A 12,068-nucleotide genomic window follows, 5' to 3' on the forward strand; every position below is an offset into this window, starting at 1 on the left:
TTTTATTATGAAGGAATAAGAAAATATCTTCTTTCTGGTCTCCCAACACTCCCATATATAAGCTCCGCATGAACTTTCTTTCCTGATATTAAATATTCTAAATAACGCCTCGCTGTCGATCTGCTTACTCCGACCATTGAGCTTAGCACTTCCGCAGTAATACCTTCTTCATTCACTGTTAACATATGCTTTTTTATTTTTGCTAAAGTTAAGGGGTCTATACCTTTCGGGGCATATTCTATTTCATTTCCCTTTACGCCTCTTTGAGACCATAAATGTTCTATTTGTTCGATAGATAATTGGTTATTTTTCTTTAACTGCACAAGCTTTTTTTGGTAATTTTCCAAACTTGCTTTAAATCGGTCAAACATAAGTGGCTTTACGATATAATCTGTTACTCCGCCCCGCAGGGCGTGTCTCACTACATCTGTTTCCGATGCAGCTGTAATCATAATAATATCTGTATCATGCAAGTTATGCCTAATATATGTGACAAGTTCCGTTCCTTGCATATCAGGTAAGTACACGTCTAATAAAACGAGCTGTGGCTTCACAAGATCTAGCCATTCTTTCGCTTGTTCCCCAGTCGTCGCTGTTCCAATTACTTTAAATCCCTTAATCTTTTCAGTAAAACGACGATGAATATCTGCAATTCGAATATCATCTTCTACAATCAATACTTCAATCTCCTCACCCATTACAATTCGCCTCTCTCTTTTGGTAATGCAATAATAAACAATGCACCACCTAAATCCCCTTTTTCGATTGCGATACTTCCATTTAAATCTTCTACTAACTCTTTCACTTTTGCTAATCCATACCCTCGCTTCTCGCCTTCTTTCGTCGAGAAACCTTTATAGAATATGCTAGTAATGACCTCATCATGAATCCCTTGTCCTGAGTCTTCCACTTCAATGACTATTTCTTCTCCGATATCAGTTACAAACATTCTTACTTTCTTATCATGTTCTTCATTTCTTTCAATCGCTTCAAATGCATTCGTAATTAAATTTCCTAAAATAGAAACGACATAATTACTCTCAATATGCGGGCTTAATTTGTCTAAGCTACTCTCTCTATCTAGCATAAACTCAATCTTCAACTCTCTTGCTCTATTATAGAATCCAATTAAAATCCCTCCTAACCATGGATTTTGAATTCGTTTCATAATAAATTGAACAAAATCTTGATATACCGCTGTTTCCTTATGAATAAGCTCCAAAGCATCTTCATATAATTCTAGCTGGATAAGACCTGAAAGCGTATACAACAAATTGTTATATTCATGCGTTTGCGCTCGTAATGCCTCTGTATATTGCTTCGTCTGAGATAATTCTGCTGTTAACTGATCCATTTCAGATTTCAAACGTAAGCTCGATACAACGCCAGTTACTTTATTCTTTACTTTAATGGGTAGACGGTTCGCAATAACAGCCTGCCCTTTTATATTTAATTGGCGGTCAAACTGTTCTTCACCAGTTTGAAGTACATCTAATATCGTTGAATTAGGAATTATATCTAAAATAAATTCTCCAATAATATTTCGTTGTTCATCTAGCGAAAGAATATCATAGGCTGCTTGATTAACTAAACTAATTATGCCATGTTGATCAATGACAATAATCCCCTCACGTACAGATTGAATCACTGTACTATGCTCTTCATATAAAGATGAAATTTCTTCTGGCTCCATCCCAAACATCATTCTTTTTATACTGCCAGCTAAATATATAGAGCCGATTACTCCAATTAATAGACCTATTATTGTAATCCAAAACACACGCTTTCCATACACTTCTACCGCTCCATGAATATCATCCATTGAAAATCCAACAGATACCACACCAATGATTTCATTTTCCTGATTATGGATTGGAACTTTTCCGCGTAATGAAGGGCCTAATGATCCAGTTGCTTTCGAAACGTAAGATTTCCCTTCTAATAAAACTCCTTTGTTATCTCCACCAACCATTGCTTCTCCTATTTTATCTTTCCTAGGATGTGCATAACGAATCCCTTCTTTATTTCCAACTACAATAAAATCAGCATCTGTATCAATTCGAATTTTTTCCGCAATCGGTTGAATAATAGAAGCTGGATTTTCTGTTTGAAAAGCTTCCTTGATTTCTGGTATAGCAGCAACTGTTTTCGCAACATGCAAAGCTCTTTTGCCAATTTGCTCTTCTACCGTTTCAGATAATATGTAATAAAATAAATAACTCGTTAGCATAAGTACAACAAGAATAAGTGTACTAATAGTTAATGTGATTCTCGGTTGGAGTTTTAATTTTTTAAATTTCAAAACCATTCCCCTAACATGATTAAAGATAGAATTTAAAGAATATACAGTCTCTTTAATTATACTTAATCATAACACGGTTACTCTATATTTCTTTCTTTTTCTCTTCATAAAAAAAGAAACGAAGTAAAATTATTACCCCGTTTCTTAACAATCATTATTACACTTTAAACTTACCAATCATCTCTTGTAATTCTTCTGCCATTTGCGATAAATGAACTGCTGCTGCATTTATTTCATCTACTGAAGCTAATTGTTCTTCAGAGGAACCAGCAATATTTTGAACGCTTGCTGCATTTTCTTCAATCGTAGCTGCAATTTCATTAATAGATGCACTTACTTGTCTGGCATCTACCGTCATTTGCTTCGCTACACCTACCATGTTATCAATTTGTACTACTGTATCATCCGTAGATTTCAATATTTCAGCAAAGCTTTGCTTCGTTTCATTTGCAACTACAAGCCCTGATTGTACTTCTGTCCCAACTAGCTTCATAGAACTTACCGTTTCCTTGATATCAAATTGGATCTCTTTCACTAGTTTTCCAATTTCCGTAGAAGACTGTCCTGATTGCTCAGCTAATTTTCGTACTTCATCTGCTACAATTGCAAATCCTCTTCCTTGCTCTCCAGCTCTCGCAGCCTCAATTGCCGCATTTAACGCTAATAAATTTGTCTGTTCTGCAATATGTTGAATCACCTCAAGGATTGCTCCAATTTGTTTTGATTTATCATCTAACAAAACAATAACTTTATCTGATTGTGAAACAGACTCATGGATTAATTGCATTTGATTCACAGTTTGTTCAACTAACTTTCCACCATCTTCAGCCTTTTTCTTCGTATACATCGATGCTGTGGATACTAATGAAGAACTATCTGCAACACGCTGAATTCCTTCTGTAACTTCTTCTAATAATGTTGCACCTTCTTCAACTTCTTTCGTTTGTATTTCAGCCCCGCTCGACACTTGCTCTATTGCTTGTGTAATTTGTTCCGTCGCTTCACTTGTCTGCTTCATACTAGCTGTTAATTCTTCTGAAGATGCCGCCACATGACTTGCTGAAGTATTTATATTAGAAATGACCTGATGTAATGATGTCGCCATCTCGTTAAAACTTTCTCCTAGCTGTCCAATTTCATCTTTAGAATGAACTGTAATTGTTTCTGTTAAATCGCCTTCACTAATCTTTTTCGATGATATAACAAGTTGTTTTAACGGACTAATGATAGAAGCAATTATGAAGTAAATTAAAATCCCACCAATTATTAATGAAATACCAATAACAGTTAGCGTTTTATAGAAAATAGGATTAGCTGCTTCAATAATTTCTTTTGAAGGCATAATTCCTGCTATTTTCCATCCAGTCTGCTTATTTGTTATAAAGGTAATATTGCGATCATCACCATCGAGTTTGAATTTAAAATCACCTGTTTCCTGTTTGTACAATTCCTTCTCCAGTTTTTCTTCTATTTTGTCACCCGGTTTCATCGTCGGATGTGCTATTACATGTTTAGATTGGTCGAAGATTGCTACATATCCTTTTTTGCCGATATTGACCATTTTTGAAGTATTTACAATATCATTAATAATTAAATCAATACCGAGAACACCGCTCTTATCCTCATTTTGTTTTGCTATTGTAATAACAATATTCCCTGTTGTACTTGACTTATATGGGGCTGTGATAACCACTTCTCCGCTTTTTTTCGCTGCTTCTTTATACCAATCTCTTTCGGTAGGATTATACCCATCTGGCATTTGAATAGACGGTGATTGAATAAATTGTCCCGTACTAGCCCCCGTATAAATTGCTTCTATTTCTGGATGTAACTTATTATATTCTTCTAATTTATTTTGCACATTTTGAAGCTGATCAGTTCCGTAACTTACTCCATTAAATAACTTTGTAAAATATACTGCGTCTACCTTTTTACTGTCTATCTCTTTATTAATAACATTATTTAAAATCTTTACGTTATCTTCCGCTGATTGTAAAATTGTTTCATTAAAATTTGTCTTCGCTTGTTGATAAGACGTCCAACCAATTACAATACTTGGAAGAATTAAAACAATAACAAATGATACAAGTAACTTTGCTTTTAAACTAGTTCTCCTTAATTTCCCTTGAAGCATATTTCTACCCCTCCATACCGTTTTAAATGTAATTACCTTACATTTAATTTCTTTATATAAATTATACGATTAAAATGTATCAACTCTTTATCTCTTTTTCTATTAAAGAATTAATACATACCCTTTTCATTCTATATAAATTAAATAATTAAAACAATATATTAAAATGTACATTATTCGAATAATTCACAGAAGAACCTCTAGTATCTCACTTACTAGAGGTTCTTCCCACTATACTATTCTTTATCTTTTTCTACTTCGTTTTTCTCATCTTCTACTACAGATACAACCGGTTTATCGTTTGATAATTGTTGTACTGCTCCTTTTCCAGCAAACCCTTCTAATAACTCTTTTAAATCAATACCAGAAGAAGCTTTTAATGTTTCTTGCATCGTTGCCATTAAATCAGTCGCATAGCCTGCAACTTTTCCAGCGCCGCTATTTTTACCACCGCCGCCTGTATCGACAACTGTAATTTTATCAATGTTGCTAAGTGGACTGGCAACTTCCTTCGCATAACTTGGAAGCATTTTAAGTACCATATCCATAATTGCCGCTTGGCCATATAACTCAAATGCCTCTGCAATTTTTTGTTTCGCTTCTGCTTCTGCTAAACCTTTTAACCTAATAACATCTGCTTCCGCCGTACCTTGTGCTTTTTGTACTTCCGCTTTTGCTTGACCTTGCGCTTTTTCGATTTCCGCCTTCGCTAAACCTTCCACACGTACTTCTTCCGCACGTGCTCTCGCTTCAGCTTCAATCTTATATTGATCCGCATCTGCCTTTTTAATTTGTTTTACTTTTTCTGCTTCCGCTGATTGCTCAACAGCATAGCGATCTGCATCTGCTTTTTTCTTTACTTCTGCATCGTATTGCTTTTCACGACGCGCAATCTCTTTTTCTTCTAATTCAATTTGTTTCTCACGCTCAATGATTTTAACGCGCATTTGCTCTTCTGTAACACCTTGTTGCGCTTTCGCTTGTTGTAATTCGTAAGAAAGATCCGCATCTGCACGAGCTTGTTCTTGCTCTCTCTTATAAGATTGTACTTTTAATTCTTTATGTTTTTCAGCTTCAGCGATTTGGGCATCACGTTGGTATTCAGCTTCTTTCGCTTCTTTCTCAGCACGAGCTTTTTCAATACGAGCTTCCTTTTCACGCTCTGCATTTGCAATTGTTGCATCACGCTTAACCGTCGCAATTTGTGGCTGACCAAGTGCATCTAAGTAACCGTTCTTATCCATAATTTCTTTAATTGTAAAGGAAACGATGCGAAGACCCATTTTCTTTAAATCTGTAGAAGCTACTTCATGCACCTTTTGAGCAAATTGCTCTCTATTACTATACGCATCTTCTACTGTCATAGAAGATAAAATCGCACGTAAATGACCTTCTAAAACTTCTTTCGCTTCTACTTTTAACTCTTCTGTTTCTTTTCCTAAATATTGCTCAGCTGCTGTCGATACTTCTTCAATTGTAGAACCTACTTTAATAATAGAAACACCATTTACTGTAACTGGAACACCTTGCTTCGTATACGTATCGCGTGTGCCCACTTCTAACTTGTAATTTAGTAAGCTTAAAGGTTCTGCTCTTTGCATGATTGGCACTACGAATGTACCGCCACCGCGAATAATCTTAATCTTCTTTCCATCATCAGTGGTCACTACATTTTTCCCACCACCAAGCCAGTTCCCTGTCACAATTAACGCTTCATCTGGTCCAACTGTTCGATACTTCGTAATGAATACTAAAATGAGTAGAATTAAAATTGCGAGTAAAACTCCACCAATAATTAATGGAATCGTCATGTGAATTCCCCCTTATAATTTTGGTTTTTTTAAAGAATAAGCGATGTTTTGTACAAGCAAAACACCATCTTGGACTCCCTCAATAATAACTTCAGTTCCTTGTGAAATATCTTTTTTCCCAATTGTTTTAGCTGGAATTGCATTACTTCCAAATTGGGAGGATATTAATACTTCACCAAATCCTTCTGTAGGAATTGTCGTAATGACTTCTCCCTTGCAACCAATGAATTCATCCATACGTTGCACAGTATTTTGTTCTGCTTCTGCAATCGGTTTTAAAATTAATATTTTCATTATGAATACACCAATAAAGGATATAGCAAATGCAGCCACGAAAATAAGAATACTATTAAAGGAAAATAAATATTCTCCTATATAACTAAGTCCACATAACATAGCGAAAAAACTAAGTAATAAAGTAACAACGGATACAGATCCGCCTCCAAAACTAAATATGGATTCAAATATATCCCCAAAAAAGATATAAATCACAGTGAGTATAGTAGCAATAATAAATCCGTATAAATAAATTGTCTCAAGTGGATAACCAAACAAAACCATTTCTTATCCCCCTCTCTTAAACAATCCCTTTTTTGTTATGTGTATGCCCCACCTCTTTCAAAGATTATTGTTCTTAATTTTCAGTTATTTATTCTTTAAAGAAAAGCCTGCAGTACAGGCCTCTAAAAAAGAACAGGAGAAGCCTATTGTGACAGGCTCCTCCTAGAAAATAACCGATATATTATATATCTATATAATATACTATTTTCCACAAAAAGTAAAGTTAAACATACATTGGAAAGGCACTTATTTTACTGATAATTCGTATGTTCCATCGCCATTATCATATTTATATACATACAAGTAATATTTACCTGGTTTTGCATTAAAGTTTGCCTCTATATGATTTCCATTTGCTTGACCGTAAGCAGCATAATTTTGCATATCTGATTCATGGTGAAGTACCCATGTCATCCCGATTCCATACTCATTTAAAACGGAAATATCAATATTTTTCGCTGATGCTACATTAAATGTATAAACATCAGTGTGATCCCCGCCGATAAGGCTACCTTTTATAGTAGTGTTTAGTCCAATACGATTTGCTTCCTCTGGGCGATTATTTGGTTCTGATTCTGTTAAACTTCCATCTTTAACCGTAACCGTTGTTTCGCTTTTGCTCTCTTTTCCTTTATCATCTTTTACTATTAACGCTACTTTATATGAACCTTCTCTTTCATATACATGTACCGGATTTACTTCTGCACTTGTGCTTCCATCTCCAAAGTCCCATAAATAAGAAACGATTTTTCCATCTTCATCTTTTGAGCCGTCACTTTTAAATTGAATCCCTTCTTTTACAAGTCCATTATAAGGGCCATTTATATTAACTGTTGGAGCTTTATTTTCTCCGTCATCTTTTGCGATACCGTGGAAGACTACATCATATTCAAATTGATTTGAGCTATTTATACGGTAATTGACGAAGTATGCTGTAACAGTTTTGTAGCCACTCCATTCTTTTTGCGCAAGTTGTTCTAAAGCTTCGTTTACTTTCTTACTCATTGCGTTCCAATCTTCTGATTCACCTTTTGTTACACTACCTGTATACGTACCTTCTAATGTAAATGTATTAAAGAATTGGGAGCTATGTTTTGTCATTTTTGCATCTCTCATCGGCAACATTTCAGTCATTTCTTTCTCTACTGCTGTTAATGATTTTGGGGCATGTTCAGCTAAATAATCATCTGCTACTGCCGGTACATTATATTTATCTTGATTATCGATTAGCTGCTGCATATACTCTTGATACTCTTTATTTAACTTAGGATCTTTACTTAGATTTTCACGATATGCATCATAATTTTTTACGTCATTCGCACGAATCAAATCTTGAATTTTATCAAATGTTTCAAACTGATGCGTATATAAGTAAGACTGCAATGCGAACGAGTAATTATAGAAATCCCAAGAACCGTATTTAGCAAATAATGTACGCTCTGCTGTATAACGGCTTGCAGGATCAGATGATAATCCACTAATGATGCTCTTTCTCGGCACTACATTATTTGTTCGAGTAGACCCTGCGAAAAACTCTGCATTGCCTTCTTGGAACCAAGTTAACCTTTCATTTTGATACATATCTCCTCTTCCGAATAAACCTGGCACTTCATATCTCCCTTGAAGATAATGAGTAAACTCATGACGGAATAACTCTTCTAAACTATAAATGCTTTGTTCTGGCGTGCGCTCATATGTAAAGAATGTTCCTGTTTCTTCAATATAAATTCCACCGTTGTTCGTTTCATATCCATACAGTTGTCTATTTAACTGGTACTCTTCTGGGCTGTTATAAATTACGATCGTTAATATATCATCTGCATTGCCCGGCTCTAACGCTTTATCATTCCCAATTACACGATGATACTGTGCTTTTACTTCCTTTGCAGCCCAGTATAGTCTCTTAATTTTTTCTTCCGATACTTTATCTCCTGTTTTAAATACGATAGATCCATCATCAAATGTATACGTTTTTGGTAAGTACTGCTCTTTTCCTTCTTTACGTATTTTCTCTAAATCTACTGTATTCCCGCTATAATCTTTTCCATTATAATTTGTTGTAATTTGTTCTACTGCGACAAAGTACGGCTCACTTAAGCGCGGATACATATGCATTGCCTGTGTAACAACTTCTAAACCTTTATTTGGATTGCTATGAAACTTCCCTAAACGACTCGCAAAGTAAATTCCATTATTAACGAGCCACTTATTTTCTGGTGTTACTTCATTTAGAAGAGCAATACGATTTATTTCATTAATAAACCCATCTACTTTTCCATACCACATCGTTTCATTCGCTTCTTTACGAGCCTCAATTAAGTAAGACTGTATATCATAGTCAATCCCTTGCATAATATCGTATACAGCTTGTCCTTTCATACGATCGTCTACATACGTATGAAGATTATCATTATATTGTTTTAAAATATTAGCTGCGTATTGAACCGTTTCAACATCACTTGAAGCGTTACTAATCAATTTTCCGTATGCAGATACGACTGTATCTTGTTCAGCTGTACCAAGCTTAAAGTTTGGATTTTTTGCGATAGATTTTAAAGCAGGTAAACATTTGTCCTGGAAACTTCTTTCATTTAATTCACTTAATTCGTTATTATAAAATGCCAGATAAAAAGCTGAACGTAGCACTTCCGTAAACGTTTGAATTCCTTTTGAATCATCTTTCGTAAATGTACTACCCCGATGAGCTAATTCATCTATAACGACTTGCATTTTCCCTTTATCTTTATAAAAAGCTTTTGCATCTTCATTAAACTGGAATAAGTCTGTAATTTGGTGCCACTTAATACTACCTAACGTTTCGACTAATTCTTGATCATTCATTTTGTTTAAATCAGCCATTGAATAGCTTTCTTTAACTTGCTTTACTGCCGCTTTGTTCGGAATAGATGCTGGTCGTTGTGAAAAGTCTCCTACTTTTAACCGTTCTTGAAACGATAATATTTCCTCCGCTTTAGAAACGTGTCCAATCTCATCTACTGGCTTTTCAATTCCTACTGGTTTCGAATGCAATACATTATATGGCACCTTTTCTTCTGCTGATGCATGAGTTTGAATTGCCCCCAGCGATAGAGCCATTGTACTAATGCTAAGCATCACTTTATTGATCTTTGATTTCTTGTTCATATCTTTGCCCCCTATTTTAATATTCCATCCAAGAATTTAACATAAAATCTAGATGCAACAATATAAAATGCAATATTTCATATTATTTCTTCTTACATTTTGTACATATCGTGAACAATCTCCCCACTATCTAGCCGCCAATAGTTATGAATCTTTAGCGATTAAACAGTCCTTTTACACATGTTAAAAATCGAATTTTTTGACAATTACCCTTTCAATTGTTATGATTAATATAATTGTTAACTTTATTAAACAAGGGTGGGATTCTATGATAAAAAAAGAAAACAGTGTATTCTATATCTCCATCTTGCTAACAACATTATTCATCATATGGGGAATTACCCCAGCAAGTTGGATACAAGGCTATGATTTACAAAGCGTTACATCTTCTTTAAACTCATTTATCCTCAATAAATTTGGATGGTTTTACTCTCTACTTATGACTGCAATGATTATTTTAGCCGCTTATTTAGCATTTTCTAAGTACGGTTCTATTCGTCTTGGTAAAGATGGAGAAAAACCAAAGTATAGTTATCCATCTTGGCTATCCATGTTATTTGGGGCAGGAATGGGAATTGGACTCCTCTTTTATGGAATCGCTGAACCGATTTCACACTTTACAGATCCACTAACAGGAAAAGCAGGTACAGAGGAAAGCGCCAAGCTCGCTATGCAATATTCATTTTTCCACTGGGGTCTCTTTCCATGGTCACTATACGCAATGGTTGCTTTAACAATTGCATATTTCACATTCCGCAAACAAAAAGGTAGCACAATTGGGGCTACAGTTACTCCATTATTTAATCGATCGAAAAATTCTCCTATCGGAAAAACAGTCGATATTTTAGCTGTTTTAGCCACAGTATTTGGTATTGTGCCCTCTGTTGGGATTGGTGCTCAACAAATTGCTGGAGGATTAAGCTATTTATTCCCTTCTATTCATAACACTTTACTTACACAGCTCGTACTTATCGCTATCTTCGCTGTTTTATATTTAACAAGTGCACAAACAGGCTTAGATCGTGGGATTAAATATTTGAGTAACTTAAATTTCTCTCTTGCAGGTATATTACTCGTCTCCTTCTTACTTTTAGGACCAACTGTATTTATTATGAAATATTTCACATCTACACTCGGTTCTTATATTGGAGCTTTACCTAGTATGGGATTAAATTTAGGAGCATTTAATGAAAAATCTTCTTCTTGGATAGAAAATTGGACTATTTTCTATTGGGGATGGTGGATCTCTTGGTCCCCATTCGTCGGTACATTCATCGCCCGTATTTCTAAAGGACGCACAATAAAAGAATTTATTTTTGGAGTTGTATTAGTCCCAACTCTCATCTGCACATTTTGGTTTGCAGTATTTGGCGGTACCGCTATCCATATGGAAATGTTCCAATCGCTTGGTATAGCTGATGAAATCGCAAAAAATGGTACAGAGATTGGATTATTTGCTGTTATTTCACATCTACCGTTCTCTACATTTTTAACAATTATCGGGTTAATTTTAGTAGCCACATTTTTCGTTACTTCTGCTGACTCGGCAACATTTGTCGTTTCTATGCAAACGAGTAACGGAAGCTTATCACCAAAAAATAGTTTAAAACTTATATGGGGATTAACAATCGCGATCATCGCAGCTATTTTATTACAAGCTGGAGGATTAAATGCACTGCAAATTGCAGCGATCATCGCAGCACTACCATTTTCTATCGTAGTCGTCCTTATGGTTACTTCACTCTTTAAAGAGCTACGAAAAGAAGATGTTAATTTGCAAACGAAAGAAGTTCCGCAAAAAATAAAAAAGGTTATGTAACGATTGGCACCTCAAATCATTTCTAAATCCATGATAAATGAGGAAAAAAGTAAATTAAAAAACCCCATTCGTATGAAATATAATTTTCATACGAATAGGGTTTTTCACTCTATTATATAGTGTTGTAAACATGCCTTCTCCTCAAAACCTACTTTCTTGTACAACTTCATCGCACGATCATAATTCGTATTCAAACATAGTTCTATCTCTCTCATCCCTTGGAAGGAGAAAATATATTGAATTGAAGCTTGTAATAACCGCTCTCCGACACCTTTTCCATTTATCTCCTTCTAAAAA

At 35.0% G+C, this 12,068-nt stretch carries 7 protein-coding genes and 2 pseudogenes; 1 reads left to right on the forward strand and 8 read right to left on the reverse strand.

Translation table 11 applies throughout. The annotated features are described in order from the left end of the window. Positions 1-5 precede the first annotated feature (5 nt). The 7 genes and pseudogenes from ACTFNE_RS23930 to colA all read right to left on the reverse strand — a co-directional run bounded on the left by ACTFNE_RS23930 (position 6) and on the right by colA (position 9,952). The gene (locus ACTFNE_RS23930; protein ID WP_000503473.1) at positions 6-698 is read right to left on the reverse strand and encodes a response regulator; all 693 of its coding nucleotides are present in this window, start codon (positions 696-698) and stop codon (positions 6-8) included. Continuing rightward, positions 698-2,308 carry an ATP-binding protein gene (locus ACTFNE_RS23935; RefSeq protein ID WP_082112707.1) on the reverse strand — a complete coding sequence of 537 codons (1,611 nt, stop codon included), beginning with the start codon at positions 2,306-2,308 and terminating at the stop codon, positions 698-700. The genes ACTFNE_RS23930 and ACTFNE_RS23935 overlap by 1 nt, the downstream gene beginning before the upstream one ends. A 151-nt stretch (positions 2,309-2,459) precedes the next feature. Beyond that, positions 2,460-3,407: a methyl-accepting chemotaxis protein gene (locus ACTFNE_RS23940; protein ID WP_370513233.1), complete on the reverse strand. Its 948-nt coding sequence runs from the start codon at positions 3,405-3,407 to the stop codon at positions 2,460-2,462. Next, positions 3,399-4,436: pseudogene (locus ACTFNE_RS23945) on the reverse strand (HAMP domain-containing protein); the annotation flags it as partial. The gene ACTFNE_RS23940 and the pseudogene ACTFNE_RS23945, both read right to left, overlap by 9 nt. A gap of 236 nt (positions 4,437-4,672) precedes the next feature. Beyond that, on the reverse strand, positions 4,673-6,247 hold the full coding sequence (locus ACTFNE_RS23950; protein ID WP_000155015.1) for a flotillin family protein: 1,575 nt from the start codon (positions 6,245-6,247) through the stop codon (positions 4,673-4,675). A gap of 12 nt (positions 6,248-6,259) precedes the next feature. Continuing rightward, positions 6,260-6,808: an NfeD family protein gene (locus ACTFNE_RS23955; RefSeq protein ID WP_000242441.1), complete on the reverse strand. Its 549-nt coding sequence runs from the start codon at positions 6,806-6,808 to the stop codon at positions 6,260-6,262. 246 nt (positions 6,809-7,054) lie between these two features. After that, complete coding sequence (gene colA, locus ACTFNE_RS23960; RefSeq protein ID WP_071727031.1) at positions 7,055-9,952, reverse strand: collagenase ColA; 2,898 nt, start codon at positions 9,950-9,952, stop codon at positions 7,055-7,057. A gap of 268 nt (positions 9,953-10,220) precedes the next feature. Here colA and opuD point away from each other — a divergent pair, with 268 nt between their 5' ends. Continuing rightward, on the forward strand, positions 10,221-11,771 hold the full coding sequence (opuD, locus tag ACTFNE_RS23965; protein WP_000591587.1) for a glycine betaine transporter OpuD: 1,551 nt from the start codon (positions 10,221-10,223) through the stop codon (positions 11,769-11,771). A 104-nt stretch (positions 11,772-11,875) separates the two neighbouring features. Here the strand turns inward: opuD and ACTFNE_RS23970 are convergent. Continuing rightward, a pseudogene (locus ACTFNE_RS23970) lies at positions 11,876-12,046 on the reverse strand (GNAT family N-acetyltransferase); the annotation flags it as partial. Positions 12,047-12,068: the final 22 nt, after the last annotated feature.

It is taken from the genome of Bacillus cereus group sp. MYBKT111-2, from assembly GCF_051915205.1.
GTDB lineage: Bacteria > Bacillota > Bacilli > Bacillales > Bacillaceae_G > Bacillus_A > Bacillus_A paranthracis.